The sequence below is a fragment of the Devosia sp. Root685 genome, from assembly GCF_001427875.1.
GTDB lineage: Bacteria > Pseudomonadota > Alphaproteobacteria > Rhizobiales > Devosiaceae > Devosia.
In genome coordinates this window covers 87,252-103,764 of record NZ_LMHK01000004.1, presented here as the reverse complement: position 1 = coordinate 103,764, position 16,513 = coordinate 87,252, and the positions used below count along the sequence as shown (strand labels likewise).

The 16,513-nt window shown below is 62.7% G+C and carries 14 protein-coding genes and 1 pseudogene; 8 read left to right on the top strand and 7 right to left on the bottom strand.

What is annotated here, in order from left to right; genetic code table 11:
* Nucleotides 1-110: 110 nt before the first annotated feature.
* Together ASD83_RS17920 and ASD83_RS17915 are read right to left on the bottom strand one after the other, a co-directional pair.
* Nucleotides 111-1,547, bottom strand: coding sequence for a lipopolysaccharide biosynthesis protein (locus ASD83_RS17920; protein ID WP_056313533.1), 1,437 nt, complete (start codon nt 1,545-1,547; stop codon nt 111-113).
* Nucleotides 1,544-2,593 carry an endo-1,4-beta-xylanase gene (locus ASD83_RS17915; protein WP_244489233.1) on the bottom strand — a complete coding sequence of 350 codons (1,050 nt, stop codon included), beginning with the start codon at nt 2,591-2,593 and terminating at the stop codon, nt 1,544-1,546. The genes ASD83_RS17920 and ASD83_RS17915 overlap by 4 nt, the downstream gene beginning before the upstream one ends.
* A gap of 240 nt (nt 2,594-2,833) precedes the next feature.
* On the opposite strand from ASD83_RS17915, the gene ASD83_RS17910 reads away from it, so the two are divergent.
* Together ASD83_RS17910 and ASD83_RS17905 are read left to right on the top strand one after the other, a co-directional pair.
* Nucleotides 2,834-4,159, top strand: coding sequence for an O-antigen ligase family protein (locus ASD83_RS17910; protein WP_244489232.1), 1,326 nt, complete (start codon nt 2,834-2,836; stop codon nt 4,157-4,159).
* Nucleotides 4,160-4,169: 10 nt separating this feature from the next.
* Nucleotides 4,170-5,120, top strand: a complete 951-nt coding sequence (locus ASD83_RS17905; protein ID WP_056313532.1) for a glycosyltransferase family 2 protein — start codon at nt 4,170-4,172, stop codon at nt 5,118-5,120.
* On the opposite strand, the gene ASD83_RS17900 is transcribed toward ASD83_RS17905, so the two are convergent.
* The gene (locus ASD83_RS17900; RefSeq protein WP_056313529.1) at nt 5,102-5,983 is read right to left on the bottom strand and encodes a DUF6492 family protein; all 882 of its coding nucleotides are present in this window, start codon (nt 5,981-5,983) and stop codon (nt 5,102-5,104) included. The two genes, ASD83_RS17905 and ASD83_RS17900, sit on opposite strands and share 19 nt — an antisense overlap.
* A gap of 104 nt (nt 5,984-6,087) precedes the next feature.
* On the opposite strand from ASD83_RS17900, the gene ASD83_RS17895 reads away from it, so the two are divergent.
* Nucleotides 6,088-7,146, top strand: coding sequence for a glycosyltransferase (locus ASD83_RS17895; protein WP_056313528.1), 1,059 nt, complete (start codon nt 6,088-6,090; stop codon nt 7,144-7,146).
* A 118-nt stretch (nt 7,147-7,264) separates the two neighbouring features.
* Nucleotides 7,265-8,056 (top strand): WecB/TagA/CpsF family glycosyltransferase, encoded by a 792-nt coding sequence (locus ASD83_RS17890; protein WP_082561328.1) that lies wholly within the window; start codon nt 7,265-7,267, stop codon nt 8,054-8,056.
* 38 nt (nt 8,057-8,094) lie between these two features.
* Here ASD83_RS17890 and ASD83_RS17885 read toward each other — a convergent pair whose 3' ends face one another.
* The 4 genes from ASD83_RS17885 to ASD83_RS17870 form a co-directional block, all read right to left on the bottom strand.
* The gene (locus tag ASD83_RS17885; RefSeq protein WP_056313525.1) at nt 8,095-9,417 is read right to left on the bottom strand and encodes a GumC family protein; all 1,323 of its coding nucleotides are present in this window, start codon (nt 9,415-9,417) and stop codon (nt 8,095-8,097) included.
* A gap of 232 nt (nt 9,418-9,649) precedes the next feature.
* A complete protein-coding gene (locus ASD83_RS17880; protein ID WP_056313523.1) occupies nt 9,650-10,051 on the bottom strand; it encodes a YciI family protein in 402 nt (133 codons plus the stop codon).
* A gap of 58 nt (nt 10,052-10,109) precedes the next feature.
* Complete coding sequence (locus ASD83_RS17875) at nt 10,110-10,976, bottom strand: EamA family transporter (RefSeq protein WP_244489231.1); 867 nt, start codon at nt 10,974-10,976, stop codon at nt 10,110-10,112.
* Between the two features lie 28 nt (nt 10,977-11,004).
* On the bottom strand, nt 11,005-11,373 hold the full coding sequence (locus ASD83_RS17870) for a GFA family protein (RefSeq protein WP_056313521.1): 369 nt from the start codon (nt 11,371-11,373) through the stop codon (nt 11,005-11,007).
* Nucleotides 11,374-11,506: 133 nt separating this feature from the next.
* On the opposite strand from ASD83_RS17870, the gene ASD83_RS17865 reads away from it, so the two are divergent.
* From ASD83_RS17865 to ASD83_RS17850, 4 genes and pseudogenes are all read left to right on the top strand, one after another.
* Nucleotides 11,507-12,568 (top strand): aldo/keto reductase, encoded by a 1,062-nt coding sequence (locus ASD83_RS17865; RefSeq protein ID WP_056314048.1) that lies wholly within the window; start codon nt 11,507-11,509, stop codon nt 12,566-12,568.
* Complete coding sequence (locus ASD83_RS17860; protein WP_056313519.1) at nt 12,543-13,244, top strand: fumarylacetoacetate hydrolase family protein; 702 nt, start codon at nt 12,543-12,545, stop codon at nt 13,242-13,244. Before ASD83_RS17865 ends, ASD83_RS17860 begins: the two co-directional genes overlap by 26 nt.
* Nucleotides 13,244-14,338: an ATP-dependent DNA helicase gene (locus tag ASD83_RS17855; RefSeq protein WP_056313517.1), complete on the top strand. Its 1,095-nt coding sequence runs from the start codon at nt 13,244-13,246 to the stop codon at nt 14,336-14,338. Before ASD83_RS17860 ends, ASD83_RS17855 begins: the two co-directional genes overlap by 1 nt.
* 147 nt (nt 14,339-14,485) lie before the next feature.
* Nucleotides 14,486-16,294: pseudogene (locus ASD83_RS17850) on the top strand (cation:proton antiporter); the annotation flags it as partial.
* Nucleotides 16,295-16,513: the final 219 nt, after the last annotated feature.

Genomic DNA, 16,513 nt, shown 5'->3' with positions numbered 1-16,513 from the left:
CAACTTGTTAATTTGGACTAATGAGCGGGGTTTAGCTGCGCCGGAACGCTCGATCCGGCGGCCATATCTTTGATCAGGGTTTAGGGATTCTTGGTTCGGTCAGTAAATTTTTATCGACTGACCGGCAGCACTGTCGAACGAAGGCGCAGCGTCTTGAGGCGGCTGCGGATGCCGGCAATGTCGAGGCCATAGGCGCAGAGCCCATAGGTGAGCATGCCAACGAGGACGGGAAGCGCGATATCCAGCACGCCCGTGCCCGGCAAAGCGCGGTCCACGAGGTAAGTGGGAACCGCCATGCCAAGGGTCGCGAGGCCCACCTTGAGGAAGGGGCGTGGATCGAGCGGTAACGGATAGGCCCGGCGCGTCAGCAGATAGCCGAGAGCAACGCCTGATGCCTCCGAGATGATGAGCGCCAGGGCCGCCCCAATGAGCCCCAGGCGCGGCACGAGGAAGAACAAAGCCAGCGCATTGATGGCGAGAATGGCGAGGCCCTGGATCAGCATGAGGCCCGGGGTCTTGCGGATCTGGAAGCTGACATGCAGCAATTGGTAAGAGAGCGAGCGGAAGAGCCAGGCCAAAGCGATCAGCGGCAGGAGGTTCGTCGCCTCGAGCCTGAAGTCCTCGCCAAGGACGAGGAAAGCGAGCTTGGCGGCGATGATCGCAAGGCCGGCGACAGCCGGCGCGAGGACGCCCAGCAGCATTTCGGTACTGTCGGTCAGATGCCGGTCGAGTTCGGCCTTTTCGTTGCGGGCGAGAAGTTGCACGGCGATCGGGGCGACGGCAGTGCCGATGGCGACGCCGGGAAAGAGGATGATCTGGCGCACGAGATCTGCCGTCGCGCCATAGATGCCGGCGGCATGCTCCCCGAGTGTCGCGGCGAGAACGAAGCGGTCGAGAATGGTTTGCAGGACGAAGACGGTGCCCGACACGGTCATGGGCAGGCCGAAGACCAGCATGGCCCGGAGGAGGGTTTTATCGAGCGGTTTGAGCGGCCCTCGCCACAGTAGCGCGGCGAAGGCGAGGCTGGTGATGAAATAGGACGACATGACGCTAAGGATCAGGCCTGCGCCCCCGAGGTTAAAAACCGCGATCAGCAGCAGGGAAAGCGCCAGAGCCACGGCGGCGCGGAGGATCGTCGCCCAGAGATAGGGGCCGGTCTGCTGCTTGGCCCGAAAGGCTTCGAGATAGAATTCGAAAAACCCGATGCCGAAGGCGAGGAGGATGGCGGGCAGCAGGTAGGCCGAATATTGCGGCGCGACCGCAGAAATGCCGAAATAGAGCAGGGGAACGAGCGGGGTCAGCGCGACAAAGGCAAGGCCCACGGTCACCCGCAGGTCGGCGCCCTCGTCATGGGCGGTGAAGGGCACGATCGACGATTTGATCCAGCCAAAGAGCAGGGCCGAGATCATGGCCGCGATCGAAAAGCCGATCACGTAGATGCCATATTCGGACGGGCCGAGCAGCCGGGTGAAGATCACAACCGAGGCAAAGCCGAGCATGGCCGAGACCACATTGGCTAGCATATAGGACGAGACTTGCCGGATCATTGGTTGAAACTGCGGGTAAAGTCCTCGATCACCTGCATCATCGGCTTCTTCTGATAGTCCGCATCGAGCGGCAGCGGGCGGTTCGGCATGCCGTCGCCACGAGTGAACCAGATCGGCACCCAGGTAAAGCGGTCGCTGATGCCCCAGGTCACGACGGCCTCGGGCCGGCAAGCCGCCCCGATGGCTTCGAGAAACTCTTTTGCCACGGCGGCCACGGCGGCGTCGCGTTCGGCCACCGGGCCCGGCAGGCTGTCGTCGATGACATCGAGCTCGGTGACGAGGACGCCAAGGCCCATAGCATCGAGCTCGGCAACGAAGGCGGTCAGGCCCGAGCGATCGATCGGGATGTCGGGGCGAATGTGGCCCTGCAGGCCCACGGCATGAAGTGGTACGTCGCGCGCCTTGAGGTCGCGCACGAGATCGAGGAAGGCCTTGCGCTTGGCCCGGCCAGAGTCCGTCGCCTGCTCGATGTCATAGTCATTGATGACGAGGCGCGCATCGGGGTCGATCGCGGCGGTCGTGCGCAGAGCCAGTTCGATATAGTCCCGGCCAAGATGGCGCTGCCAGACGCTGTCGCGGATCGGGGCGTCGCGGGTGGGGTTGTCGGCGATCGGTTCGTTGCAGACATCCCAGCTGCGGATGCGGCCTCTGTAGCGCCCGACGACCGTCTCGATATGGCTGACGAGTTCGAACCTTGCTTCTTCGGCGCTGGCAATGGTTTCGGTCCATTCGGGCATGGCGCCATACCAGATCAGCGTATGCCCGCGCATTTCAAGCCCGTGTTCCTCGGCAAAGGCCAGTTGCCGATCGGGCTGGGTGAAGTCGAAGATATGGCGATCGGGCCGCAGGTCGATCCATTTGAGACCGCCTTCCCCCACAATGATCTGGCAATGATCGAGAATGGCCTTTTTATAGGCGGGGTCGTCATAGAGCGGGTCGGTGCGCACCGCGGCGCCATAGGGAATGGCAGCCATCGCCGGCGTCTTGGCGTAAGCGGGCAGCGCGGCCAGATATGGCAATGTGCCCGTGCCCAAGGCTCCGAGCATGAATTCCCGCCTGCGCATCACCGCTTGTCCCTTTTCGAGCCCCGGCGTGCCCATATGCACGACGGCACAAGGATAGGCCTTCGGGCTTAAAATCACATCAAAGCAACGGGTTTAGCGTTAACGTTGCCTTGGGAAACCAGCGCAGTGCGGAAGGAATTATCCAGACTTTCGTGCAAAACTGCGGCCGTTGAATAGGCGCTGGTTCTGGCTTTGCGGCCATGGGTTGATGGGGAGAGTTCGGTGTCAGAAGCTGGCGAGCAGACCTACAACCCGCAGGGGGGATGGTTCGCGACCATGCTTTTTGTCGCGGTTTTCTGCTATTTCTGGATCGGGCTCGATCCACTGCCAGATCCCCTGGCGGGCTCGGCGCTGACGGCCTATGGCGAGAGTTCAAATTCCTTCAACCAGTTGATCGTCCTGGCCATGTCGGTTCTGGTCATGGGCGTCCTGGCGCTACACCCGGCGCGCGAACTGGTGTTCAAGGCCTATGGGCCGCTCCTCGTCATCTTCGCCTGGGTGGCGCTGACGGTGCTTTTTTCCGACACGCCCGATAGTGCCCTGCGCCGCACCATCTATTCGGTGCTGGTGTGTCTCTGCGCCAGCGCCGTGCTGCTGCTGCCGCGCGACAATGCCCAGTTCGCGCGCCTCGCCGGTGTCTGCCTGCTGGCTGCCGTCGCGCTCTCCTATTTCGGCGTCATCGTCATGCCCGGACGCGCCATCCACCAGGCAACGGATGCGCTGGAGCAGTCGCTTGCCGGGGATTGGCGCGGCCATTTCGGCCACAAGAACACCGCCGCCGCCGCCATGGCCTTTGCGGTGTTCTTCGGGCTCTATTTATTGCGCGTGCGCATGGTGTGGAGCGGTCTGCTGCTGACGCTGCTTGCCGGTTTTTTCCTCTACAATTCCGGCGGCAAGACCTCTGCGGCCATGTTGCCGGCCGTGCTGGTCGGGGTCTGGCTGTTCGAGCGGATCGGCGGGTTTCGGATCGTCCTAGTGCTCGGCGGTCTGGCCCTCCTCAATCTGGTCATTCTCTCGGCCGCCGTCTCGCCGCCGTTTCAGTCCTTCCTTGCCGGCCTCGGCGTTGATGCCACCTTCACCGACCGCGCCTCGATCTGGCAATTGGCACTGTCGTCCATCTCCAGCCGTCCCTTTACCGGCTATGGCTTCCAATCCTTCTGGCAGACCGATGCGCTGTTTTATGGCAATCACTCGGTCTCGACCTGGGCGGTAACGGCGGCCAATGCCCACAATGGCTATGTCGATCAGCTGATCAATGGCGGCTGGCCCTTGCTGATCCTGGTGCTGGTCTGGCTGGTGGTTCTGCCGTGCATTCATGCCTCGAAGGCGCTGGCGCGCGGCACCGATCCGGACCTGACGCGGCTCTATGTACGGATATGGATGTTCGGGCTCTTTGCCAGTTGCTTTGAGAGCACGTTCTTTGAAAACAGCGGACCCATCTGGTTTACCATGTTGATCGCGGTTTTCGGCCTGCGCTTGCAGGCCCGTGCCGATCTGATCGATAACCCCGCTCATGGAGCCGTTCGTTTGAGATCGGCGATGGGCTGAGGCGGGCGCAATGGCAGGGGATCAGCAGGGGTTGGAACAGGTTTCGCGGCCCGTTGCGGCCGTGGTCTGCATTCCGACATTTCGCCGCCCCGACTGGCTGGCCCGCACCCTTGCCTCGGTTATCGCGCAAAGGACCGATTTCTGCTTTGCGCTGGTCGTGGTCGACAATGACGCGGCCGGGTCCGAGGGGGCCAAAAAAGCCACCGCGTTATTGTCGTCCTCTGCAATTCCCCATCGCATTCTGATTGAACCCGATCAGGGCAATGTGCACGCCATCAACCGCGCTTTCACCGAAGCCCAGGCCGCCTTCCCCGAGGCCGAATTCTTCCTGATGATCGATGATGACGAGATGGCCATGCCCGGCTGGCTCGCCGCCATCGTCGCCACCGCGCAAAAACAGGATGCCGATATTGTCGGTGGTCCCGTCCGGCGCGAATTCGACGTGCCTGTTCCCGATGCCATCGCCCGGCATCCGCTCTTTGTGTCCATTGAGGGTGCAACGAGAGCCATTGACCAAATCCATGGCTCGGGCAATTGCCTCATCCGGCGCCGCGTCTTTGCGCAGATGGGGCAACCGCCCTTTGATGTCAGCTTCAATTTCCTCGGCGGCGGCGACATGGAATTTTTCACCCGCAGCAAGCGGGCGGGGTTTTCGACCTGGTGGTGCCAAGAGGCGGTGGTGCACGAATTCGTGCCGGCCGAACGCGTCTCAGCGCGTTTTCTTCTGAAACGCTCGATCCGCACCGGCAGCATAAACTATGTCATCGACCGCATGGAACAGCCGGCGGGGCGGGTTCTCGTCAAAAATATCGGCAGCCTTGGCTTGGGGTTTTTCCGCAGTTTTGGGCTTTTGCTGCGCACCGGGTCCCTGCTTGGCGCCAGTCACCCCTTTTTGATGTCGGTGGGGCGGGTCGTCGCCAGTTTCGGCGTGTTGCCGCAGCCCTATAAAGCGTCGCGCTGACGGCTGTCGAGCGCCACGCGGCCGATAAGCCCGATTGGTGTTTTGGTATGTGATTGGATGGCGATGGCGCTTTGCCCGGGGCTCATCGTCGCGATGAAGGCGGCAAGGCCTTGTTCGTCCAGCGCCGCGCCGCTCCAATAGGTGAGGCAGCGCGATTGCGTCACCCGCTCATGCCGCGCGGCCAGGGCGGGATCATGCGTCACCGCGGCACCATAGATCAGATATTCGGAAAACTGCCGTAGCCGCGCTATTGCGGACCACCAGGGACGGCGCTGCACCCGTTCGATCTTAGCCGTGATCGCTGCCACTGTCTGGCGCTCCCAGACGATCATCTGCCCGATAAAATCGTCCGCCGGCAGTTTTGCGGGCGCCAGCCCCAAGAGGCGATGGGCATTTTCAAGCCAGAGCACATGACTTGGCCGTTCGGGGCGGACGTCGCCGGGCGCAACGAAAAGCGGGACCGCCGGGTCTTGGGCAATGACGCCGAGATCGAGCGGCCGGCAGAAGCAATTGTCCGAATCGATGCACATGATGCGCTCGCTCGGCTGCGCCAGGGTCATGGCGATCTTGCGCAATTGCTGCAGGTGCCAGCCATAGACGGGCAGGCTCAGGCCCGGCGCCCACCAATAGAGCCGCTTGCGCCAGCGCAGCAGCGGCCAGAATTTTGGCAGGAGTTCGCTATGGGGCACGATGCGGCGGCGCGGTCCGGCGAGGGGCGCAAAAAGCGCGGCATCTTCGTCGCCGACGACAAGATAGTGCATGTCATGCCCGGTGACGAAGCGATCGATCGAGGCACAAAGGAGCTGGCAGCTGGCAAAATCGCCCGAATAGCTCGGCGTAATCAGCGATATCGAACCGGTCATGGGCCCTCCTTTGGGCTCAAGAACCCTCAAGCCCATGTTAACGCTGGGGTTCTAAGGTTGCGTTACGCAAAAGCCGGGACTTCGGCGCAGTTCGGAACGCCGCTTTGAGCCAGAGCTACCTCATCTTCGTGTCGGCCGCCCGCCAGCTTTGTGGCGTGGAAGCGTTTTCGCGGCTTCTGGCCGACCGGTTTGGCGCCCGTGCCGAAACCCATGTGCTCGACGCCGATCTGCCTCGACTGGCGCGCTCGCTCAAAGGCAAAGACGCCGTCATCTTCAATTTCCCGATAGTGGGCTGGAAGCGCCGGCTTTTTACGCCCGGCCTTGCGGCCGTTCTGGCCCGGCTCATGGGAAAGGACGTCGTCGTCTTCCTCCACGAATGGCTGGCGCTCGACTGGAAGCGGCGGATCGTGCTGGCGCCGGTCGTCCTCCTGGCCACGCGCCTCGCCTTTTCGGCGCCCGAGATCGCCGCCGAATTTGCCCGGACCCGTCTTTCGCGCTTTGTCACCCGCAAGCGGCAGGTCGTGCCCATTCCGCCCAATATTCTCCCCGCCGGCACCACCAAGGAAACCGATATCAGCCGCGCGCTTTCGGCTGAGCGGCGGGCCGGACGGCTGCTGCTCGGGCAGTTCGGTTCGATCTATCCCAAAAAGCAGTCCGCCGTGGTTTTGCAGGTCGCCGCCGAACTGGTGAAGCAGGGCCATGATGTGGGTGTCGTCTTTGCCGGCTCCTTCATTAGGGGAATGGACAATGTCGAAGAGAATTTCTTCGCCAGCGTGCGCGACCTTGGCCTTGCCGATCGGGTGACGGTGACGGGCTATGTGGCGGGGGATGATGAACTGGCGGGTATTTTCAAAGAGATCCAGGTCTTTTGCTACCTCTTCCCTGAAGGCTTGACCTCGCGCCGGGGGAGCGTGCTGGCCGCAGCGCTTTCGGGCCATGCGGTGGTCGTCAATGCGCCCGCCGAGGCCCATGCTCTTGATCATCACGGCCTTTTTCAGCGCCTGATCGAGACCCGTGCCATCTCTCTTGTGCCGACCGCGGCCGATATTCCGACCGTCGCCGCGGCCGTTCTTGCCGCCAGCCGGGAGCCACCGGACCCGATCGATATCGCGGCGGCGATGGCTGAACTCTGGCAATCGATCGGCGCGCGCATCGACCTCTAGGCGATTTCGATCCAATGCAATGGATTAGACCAAGGGCTGGTTAAGCTTAATCGCCATAAGTATTTTCCGCATGCGCGCGCGCATGCGATGGAACGGCAGAACTGACCGAGGATAGGCCATGCGGCCGGTTGACTTGAGCGAAATGACCAGTCCCAGGGCAGAACCGAGCACCACGATCGGCGGCTTGCCCATTTCGGTTCTCGGCATGGAAGAGTCCGCCCGCATTCTCGTGCGCACTGCGCTTCGGGCCCGGGGCCAAAATGCGCTGCCGTTTTATTCGACTTCGGCCAATGGGCAGGTGATCGCGCTTGCCGCGGAAGACCCGGCCTTCAAGGGCCTTCTTACCCAGGCCGACCAGATCCAGGCCGATGGCATGCCCATGGTGCGGCTCTCGGGCTATGTGGCCAGCGAAGAGCTGAGCGAACGGGTCGCAACCACCGATCTCGTCCATGCCGTGGCGCGTCTGGCGCAAAAGGCCGGCCTGCGGTTTTACTTTTTCGGCGCCACCCCCGAGGGCAATCGCCGCGCCGTCGCCAATATGCAGCAGCAATATCCCGACCTGATTTTCGCGGGTGCGCGCGACGGCTACTATAGGCCTGAAGACGAAGCGGGCGTGGTGGCCGATATCGTGTCCAGCAAGCCCGACATTTTGTGGATCGGGCTCGGTGTGCCGCGCGAGCAGGAATTCGTCTCGCGCAATCTCGAAAACCTGCGCGGCATCGGGGTGATCAAGACCTCGGGCGGGCTATTCGATTTTCTCTCGGGCAAGAATAGCCGGGCGCCGCAATGGATGCAGAAGGCCGGGCTCGAATGGGTCTATCGCACCATGATCGAGCCGCGCCGGCTGCTTGGCCGCTATCTCAAGACCAATCCCGCCGCGCTCTGGCAGATCATTTTTCATTCCAAGTAAGCGATCCGATCCGATCCGGCTCTAGCGGGTCGCGATCCTCAGGCCGCCCGCATGCGCGGCGGTGCGGCAGGTCGCGTTCGCGTGCCCGCCAGAAAATACTGAAGAAAGCCAAGACCCGCTGCGAGAACCAGGCCCGCCAGGAGCCCGCCAACGAGCCCACCGGCGGCGAGCAGCATCGTGCGCGGCGGATAGCTGCGGGCGATCGGGGCCATGGCGGGCGAAATGACGCGCACCTTGCTGGTATTGAGCTGGCTGCGTTCGGCAACCTGCTGGGCGCGGGTCAGATAGGCCTCATAAATTGCCACGGTGGAGGTGGCGGTGCGTTCGAGCTGGCGCAGTTCGAGCTGGGCCTGTTCGTCGGAAAAGACGCTGCCCAATTGGGCGCCGGCGGCATTGCTCAACTGGTCGAAGACATCGCGGGCGCGCTGCAGATCGATGCGGGCTGCCTCGACGATGCGGGACACTTCCTGATCGACTTCGCCTTGCACGGCGGCCTGTTCGGCCCTTGCCGTGGCAAGGCTCGGATGGCGGGGGCCAAGGGTCGTCGCCAGTGCGTCGGCCTTTTGCTTGGCCGCGGCATATTCGGTGCGCAATTGCGCGAGAAGTTCTGATTCCTGCGCGCCGGCCCCGCTGGCGCCAGAACTTAGCGCAGCATAGCGCGCTTCGGCGGCGATCAGGGTTTCGCGGGCGGTATCGACCTGGGTGTTGATCTGCACGGCCGACTGGGCGCTGAGCTGGCCATCGCGATTGGCGGTCAGGCCATGTTCGCGGCGATAGTCGACAACGGCGGTTTCGGCCTTTGCCGCGTCATTGCGCAATTCGGCGAGGCGCTGGTTGAGCGCATCCGAAGCATTGCGCGCGCCGTCCGATTCGACCGCGGCGAGTTCGACAAGGAAAGCGCTGACCAGAGCGTCGGTCAGGATGGCGGATTTTTCGGGCGTATGCGCCCAGATCGAGGCCGTAACCACATAGGAGCGCTCTTCGCGGCTGACGCGGACCCGCTCGCCGAGGGTCCGGACAGCGGCGATGCGGGCGTCGGCGCCCGGCTCAAAGGCAGCATCGGCATCGGTGAATTCGGGGTCACCAGCCAGGTCGAGCTGGTCGACGACGCGGCCCAGCACGCTGATCGAGGTGAGGATGCGCATCTTGCTTTCGACATCGATCAATTGCGCTTCGCCCGAAGCAACGCGGGTATAGAGATCGTCGGCAACGAGCTGCAGGTCATTGGGGTCGAGGAGGATGTCGGAATAGCTGGTATAGCGCGGCGGAATCAGCGTGCCGGCGGCGTAGCCAGCCAGTGCGCCGAGCCCGGCAAGCACTGCAACGACCAGCCAGAAGCGTCTGATCCAGCCGATGATCATGAAGGGCGTGACGCTGCTTATCAGGCTTGACGCAGGACGCCTTGGGGCCGTCACAGGTGCCGGTCCGCGCTCAACAGCGCGCAACGGGGCAGCACTGGGCTGCGGCGCTGGCGCGTCTGGTTTGACGGATTGGTACATCTGGCTCGGTGGTCTGAAAAATCCAGCCTCGAATATAGGCCGGAACCCGACAATCCGCGCGGCCTATTGCCCAACGAGGTTAAGGAGAGCCTGCTTACTCGGCCGGTTCGGCAATCGCCGCATCGCCGAGCAGGGCGCTCGGCAAATAGACCCGGAGCGGGCGGATTTCATAGGACCCGAGACCCGGATTGGCCACGGCCAGCTTTTTGGCGAAGTTCACGGCCTCCTCGATGGTGTCGACATCGGCGACGTAAAAACCCAAAAACTGTTCCTTGGTCTCGGCGAATGGACCGTCAAAAACCACGTGCTCGCCATTGGCCTTGCGCAGGGTCTTGGCTTCGGTGGTGTTTTGGAGACGCACGACGGGGCCGAGCCGGCCGTCATGGCGCAATTCGTCCTGAACCTTGCCGAGCCTTGCCATGCAAGCGGCGTCCTCCTCCTCGGTCCAGGTGGAAACGGCCTTCTCGTCATTGTAGCACAATACGGCGTAGAGCATGTTGCACCTTCCTCCCCCGGGCACGCACTATGCCCATCGCGGCGCGAAAATCCAGTCTTTAGGGTGTCGTCGCCTTGGCCGGGCGCGTAATGGTCGCTGTGGCGCCGATCGAGGCGACGATGATCGCCGCCATGCCCGCGACCTGTCCCGGGGTCAGCCTTTCGCCCAGAATCACAAGGCCCGAAAGCGCCGCCAGCGCCGGTTGTCCGCTCATCAAAATGCCGAAGAGCCGGGCCGGAATATGGGGCAGGGCCACCATATCGAGCGCATAGGGAATGGCGCTCGAGAGCAGGGCGACCGCAAAACCAAGCGGCAGGATTGCTGGGTCGATCAAGGCCGTGCCAGCGCTGGCAATGCCGAAGGGTAGCGCAATGAGCGCCGCCGTCGCGACGCCGAGCGCGGCGATATGGGGGCCGCCGCCCGTGCCAGCCTTTTGCCCGAAAATGATATAGCCCGCCCAACAGGCGCCCGCACAGAGCGCCAGACCAATGCCGAGCGGGGAAATATCCCCGGCAAATCCGGTCCAGGGCAGGAGCATGGCAAAGCCGGAAACCGCGAGGGCAATCCAGACGAAATCCATCGGCTTTCGCGCGCCGAACAACGCCACCGCCAGCGGCCCGGTAAATTCGAGCGCCACGGCAATGCCAAGCGGAATGTGCTCAAGCGCGGCATAAAAGAACAGATTCATCGCCCCCATGACGACGCCATAGAGCAGCACCGCCCGCCATTGCTTTTTGTCGAGCCGATAGCGCCAGGGACGGAACACCACGACCAGCACGATCGCCGCAAGCGTCAGGCGCAGCGCCGTCGCCCCATTGGCGCCGACCATGGGAAACAGCATTTTGGCAAAGCTGGCCCCGGTCTGGGTAAACACCATGCCGAGCGTGACGAGCAGAACGGGAACGAGAATGGATTGGGGGCGCACGGCGAAGGCTTTCAGGAAATAGGCGTGGTCAATTGAAGAGACCGGTACCCGCCGAATCCTTGTAGCGTATATCGGCCGCCGCGAGGAGTTTTGGTTCGAGGAGCCTTGCATTGATGCCGAGGTTTTCCCGGCCGGCCTTGCGCGGATACCAGTGGGTCACGCAGCCGCAGCCCGAGCAGCGATGGAAATCGACGTTCTTGCCGCCCCAGGCATAGGTGCCGGTGGGGCTTTTGGTTTCGATCACCACGTCGGCAATGGCGTAATAGGCCCAAAGCACGCCATAGCGGCGGCACAGACTGCAATTGCAATGCGTGATTTCGGTGGGTGCCTTTGGCAGGCGGATCGAAACGGCGCCGCAATGGCAGGTGGCAAGGACGTTTTCGATGGCATCCGACATGGTTTTGAACCCCGCTGGCCATGCCGGCTTAGCCGTTTCGGCGCCAGCGAGGCAAGGGAATTAGCAACTGCCAGATTGACCCGAATCCCGCAATTCTTTAGCCCTGTTGCAGGAGAACAAAGGAGGAATGCCGATGGAGTATCGCTATCTCGGACGATCGGGCCTCAAAGTCTCGGTCCTCACCATGGGCACCATGACCTTTGGCGGCAGCGAGAAGATCGGCAATACCAGCCCGGCCGATGCGGCGCGGCAGGTCGATATGTGCCTCGATGCCGGCATCAATCTCTATGATACGGCCAACGTCTATAATGCCGGGGTCTCGGAAGAAATTCTGGGCGACATTCTGAAAGAGAATGGCCGCCGCCAAAAAGCGCTGATCGCGACCAAAGTGCGCTTCAAGATGGGCGACGGGCCCAACGACATTGGCCTGTCGCGTCACCATATCATCGAGCAGTGCAAGGCCAGTTTGCGGCGGCTCAAGACCGATGTGATCGACCTCTATCAGGTGCACGAATGGGACGGCAGAACGCCCATTGAAGAGACCATGGAAGCGCTCGATACGCTCGTTCGCCATGGTCACGTGCGCTATATCGGCTGTTCCAATTATTCGGGCTGGCACATGATGAAGGCGTTGATGGCCGCCGACAAACGGCAGGGCGCCCGCTTTGTCTCCCAGCAAATCCACTATTCCCTCCATAGCCGCGACGCCGAATATGAACTGGTACCGGTATCGCAGGATCAGGGCCTCGGCATTCTCGTCTGGTCGCCGCTCGCCGGTGGATTACTGTCGGGTAAATACCGGCGCGACAGCGAGCCTGCATCCGGCCGTCATGTCGGTGGGTTCCGCGAGCCGCCGGTCTATGATTGGGAAAAGCTCTATTCGGGCATCGATACGCTGGTGGCCATTGCCGAAGCGCGGGGCGTCTCTGGCGCGCAGGTGGCGCTCTCTTGGCTGCTCGGCCGGCCCGGCGTTACCTCGGTTGTTATCGGCGGGCGCAATGAGAGCCAATTCCGCGACAATATCGCTGCGGCGAGTTTCGTCCTCAGTGCCGAGGAGCGGCAGCGTCTTGACGATGTCAGCCGTCCGCCGCTGCTCTATCCATATTGGCACCAGTCGTTTAGTGCTCAGGACCGGTTGGGGCCTGTCGATCGCGACCTGATCGGGCCCTATGCTGAGGAGTTCAAACGTGGCTGATTTTCTGTTCGAGCCGCATGCGCCGGTTTCCATTCCCATTGCGCGCGGCGGGCTCTTTGCCGTGCGCCGCGTCTATTGCGTCGGCCGCAATTATGCCGAGCACATCAAGGAAATGGGCAATGACGTGCGCGATCCGCCGTTCTTTTTTGCCAAGCCCGCCGATGCGGTCGTCGTCGGTGGCGCCGCCATTCCCTATCCGCCGCAAACGTCTGATTTCCATCACGAGGTAGAGCTGGTCGTTGCCGTGGGCAAGGACGGGGCAGATATCGCGGTCGAGACCGCGCTCGATCACGTCTATGGCTATGCTTGCGGGCTCGACATGACGCGGCGCGATCTGCAGGCGATTGCTAAGAAAGCCGGCCGCCCATGGGAAATGGCCAAGGGTTTTGACCAGTCCGCCCCCATCGGCACGATCGAGCCAGCCAGCGCCATCGGCCACCCGGACAAAGGCGCCATTACCCTCTCCGTCAATGGCAGCGAGCGCCAGCGCGGCGATCTCGGCGACCAGATCTGGAGCGTTGCCGAAACCATCGCTTTTCTTAGCCAGTTCGTCACCCTCAAGGCGGGTGACATCATCATGACCGGCACCCCTGCCGGGGTTGGTGCCGTCGTTAGGGGCGACGTCATCGAGGGCGAAATCGCCGGCGTCGGCAAGGTTCGGACGGTGATTGCCTGATGACGACACCGGTCTGGTCGGGACAGCAGGACGCGGCGCTGATTGCCGTCTCCAGGTGGCTTCGGGACAAGAATGGTCCGCAGGTTTTTCGCCTGTTCGGCTGGGCCGGCACCGGCAAGTCGACGCTTGCCGTGCATCTGGCGCAGGACATCCGCTCGGTCAAATATGCCGCCTTCACCGGCAAGGCCGCTTTGGTGATGCGAAAACGCGGCTGCAAGGGCGCACAGACCATCCACTCGCTGATCTATACGCTGGTCTCCGAAAAAGAGGGCGAGCCGCGCTTCGTGCTCGATCCCGAAAGCCCGGCGGCTGATGCCGATTTGATCGTCATCGACGAGGTGTCGATGGTCGACGAGCAATTGGGCGCCGATCTCCTCTCGTTCGGGGTCAAAATCCTGGTGCTCGGCGATCCGTTCCAGCTGCCGCCGGTACAGGGCGCGGGTTTCTTCACCACCGAAGAGCCCGATGTCATGCTCACCGAAATTCACCGCCAGGCGGCCGACAACCCGATCATTCAGCTTTCGATGGCGGTGCGCGAAGGTGGCTTTCTCGAACATGGCCGCTATGGCGAGAGCATTGTCATCGGCCGCGACAAGGTCGATCGCGATGCCGTGCTCGAGGCCGATCAGGTGCTGGTGGGTCGCAACAAGACACGCCTCACCTATAATGACCGGCTGCGCGAGTTGAAGGGTCTGCCGTTCCACGAGCCGGTGGTCGGCGACCGCATGGTGTGCCTGCGCAACAATCCGCGCAAAAAGCTGCTCAACGGCCAGATCTGGATCGTCACCGATGCCACCCGCCGCTCGAACGGCAAATGGTCGCTGATGTTGGCCGATGACGAGGGCAAGGGCGAAGCCAAGGTTCTCACCCACAAGGCCTTCTTCGCGGGCGAAGAAGAAAGCATGGCCTGGACCGAGCGGCGGCAGTTCGACGAGTTCACCTTCGGCTACTGCCTCACCGTCCATAAGGCGCAGGGCAGCCAGTGGGACAATGTCTATCTGTTCGACGAGAGTTTCGTGTTTCGCGAAGAGCGGGCCCGCTGGCTCTATACCGGCATTACCCGCGCCGCCGAGCGCATCACCATCATCAGCTGAAGTCACAGTTCAGCCAAGTTTGCCCTCTCTCTAGAGTTTCTGGCCAGGCGCGGCCAAGGGATTGATCTGCCGAGGTCTTTCCTTCTTGCGCCTGGCCCGGTGATACCCCATCATCATACTAGAGTTTCTCGCCCCGGAGGACAGCCGATGCACCACGATACCCCCCTGATCACCACGATCGTCGCGGGTTTGGTGCTGGCCTATATCTTCGGCATGCTGGCCAATCGGCTCAAACTGCCGCCGCTTGTCGGCTATCTTTTTGCCGGCGTGCTCGCCGGTCCCTATACGCCGGGCTTTGTGGCCAATCAGGCGCTGGGCGCCGAACTGGCCGAACTTGGCGTCATCCTCCTCATGTTTGGGGTGGGCCTCCATTTCTCGCTCAAAGACCTGATGAGCGTGCGGGCGCTCGCCATTCCCGGCGCCATCGCCCAGATCGCGGTGGCCACAGCCTTGGGTGCCGGCCTAGGCCTGATGCTCGGCTGGGATCTTGGTGGTTCGCTGCTCTTCGGTCTGGCGCTCTCGGTCGCCTCGACCGTCGTGCTGCTCAAGGCACTGCAGGACCGGCGTCTGATCGAAAGTGAGCGCGGGCGCATCGCCGTCGGCTGGTTGATCGTCGAAGATCTCGCCATGGTGCTTGCCCTGGTGCTGATCCCGGCCTTTGCCGGCCTCAATGGCGCGGATACCGGGGTGCACGATCCCTTCGTTTCCTTTGTCGAGCGCATTCTCAATGCCGAGGTCGGCATCTGGGGCGTTCTCGCCATCACGCTGATCAAGCTTGCCGCTTTCGTCGGTTTCATGCTGATCGTGGGGCGTCGCGTAATCCCCTGGGCGCTGCATTTTACCGCCCATACCGGCAGCCGTGAGCTTTTCCGCCTCGCTGTCCTCGCCATCGCGCTGGGCGTGGCTCTGGGTTCCTCGGTGCTGTTCGGCGTCTCCCTGGCGCTCGGCGCCTTCTTTGCCGGCATGATCCTTTCCGAGAGCGAACTCAGCCATCGCGCCGCCAACGAAACCCTGCCGCTGCGCGACGCTTTTGCGGTCTTGTTCTTCGTCTCGGTCGGCATGCTGTTCGACCCCTCCATCATCGTCACCAATCCGCTGCCGGTGTTGGCGACGGTGTTCATCATCGTTATCGGCAAGTCGCTCGCCGCCTTTGCCATCGTGCTGTTGTTCCGCCGTCCGGCGGGCACGGCGCTGACCATTTCGGCAAGCCTGGCGCAGATCGGCGAATTCTCTTTCATCCTCGCCAGCATGGGCGTCAGCCTCGCCATTCTGCCCGAAGAGGGGCAGGACCTGATCCTGGCCGGCGCGCTGATTTCCATCGTGCTCAACCCGATCGTCTTCTGGTTGCTCGAACGGGCGCGTCCGGGCGTTGAAACCCGCTTCGGCGCCCGCGTGGCGGTGGCCGGTGGTCCCGATATCCGGGTCGAGCCGGGCGATCTCTCCGCTGCAGCCAATGGCCCGGCAACCACCGACATGCCGCGTGAAGCGGCCATCGAGCGCGGCGCGCCGGGGCCGGATGACGATCTCGTTGAACCCCTGAGCGTGACCGGCCATTCCGTGCTCGTCGGCTATGGTCAGGTGGGCCGCATCGTTGCCGACGGGCTCAAGGCGGTGGGCCGCGATATCGTCGTGATCGAGGATTCCGATCATGACGTGGCTGCGGCGCGCGCGGCGGGCCTTGAGGTCATCTATGGCAATGCGGCCAGCCAGAACACATTGAAACTGGCCAATCTCGGCCAAGCCAAGAATCTGCTTATTGCCATTTCCAACGCCTTTGAGGCCGGCACCGTCTGCGAGAGCGGCCGCAAGCTCAATCCCAATATCAGCATCATTGCCCGCGCCTATTCCGAGGAAGAGGAGGATTTCCTCCGCGGTCTCGGCGCCTCGATCGTCATTCGCGGCGAGCGCGAAATCGGCAAGGGCATTTTGGCGCTGCTGCGCGATGAAGCCCTGGCAATGCCTCTGCCGGAAGAAGCCGCCGGCCCCCTGCCGCCCAGCGAGAATATTCTGGCCCAGGCCGCCGCGATCGTAACGGTGGCCGAGCCGGTCATTCCCATGCCCGCAGTCGTCGCCGAAACGCCGGCGGAGCCCGAAGCAACTACGGAGCCGGAAGCCCCAGTCGAGGCGATCCCCGTGGTGGAAGCGATCCCTGTGGTGGAAGCGCCTGCCGTCATC

Coding starts and splice junctions, on each gene's coding strand:
- ASD83_RS17870 (WP_056313521.1), bottom strand. CDS start 11,373: ATGTCGGATGCCATCGAAAACGTCCTTGCCACCTGCCATTGCGGCGCC.
- ASD83_RS17920 (WP_056313533.1), bottom strand. CDS start 1,547: ATGATCCGGCAAGTCTCGTCCTATATGCTAGCCAATGTGGTCTCGGCC.
- ASD83_RS17890 (WP_082561328.1), top strand. CDS start 7,265: ATGCGGCCGGTTGACTTGAGCGAAATGACCAGTCCCAGGGCAGAACCG.
- ASD83_RS17865 (WP_056314048.1), top strand. CDS start 11,507: ATGGAGTATCGCTATCTCGGACGATCGGGCCTCAAAGTCTCGGTCCTC.
- ASD83_RS17860 (WP_056313519.1), top strand. CDS start 12,543: ATGCTGAGGAGTTCAAACGTGGCTGATTTTCTGTTCGAGCCGCATGCG.
- ASD83_RS17900 (WP_056313529.1), bottom strand. CDS start 5,983: ATGACCGGTTCGATATCGCTGATTACGCCGAGCTATTCGGGCGATTTT.
- ASD83_RS17915 (WP_244489233.1), bottom strand. CDS start 2,593: ATGCTCGGAGCCTTGGGCACGGGCACATTGCCATATCTGGCCGCGCTG.
- ASD83_RS17880 (WP_056313523.1), bottom strand. CDS start 10,051: ATGCTCTACGCCGTATTGTGCTACAATGACGAGAAGGCCGTTTCCACC.
- ASD83_RS17855 (WP_056313517.1), top strand. CDS start 13,244: ATGACGACACCGGTCTGGTCGGGACAGCAGGACGCGGCGCTGATTGCC.
- ASD83_RS17885 (WP_056313525.1), bottom strand. CDS start 9,417: ATGATCATCGGCTGGATCAGACGCTTCTGGCTGGTCGTTGCAGTGCTT.
- ASD83_RS17905 (WP_056313532.1), top strand. CDS start 4,170: ATGGCAGGGGATCAGCAGGGGTTGGAACAGGTTTCGCGGCCCGTTGCG.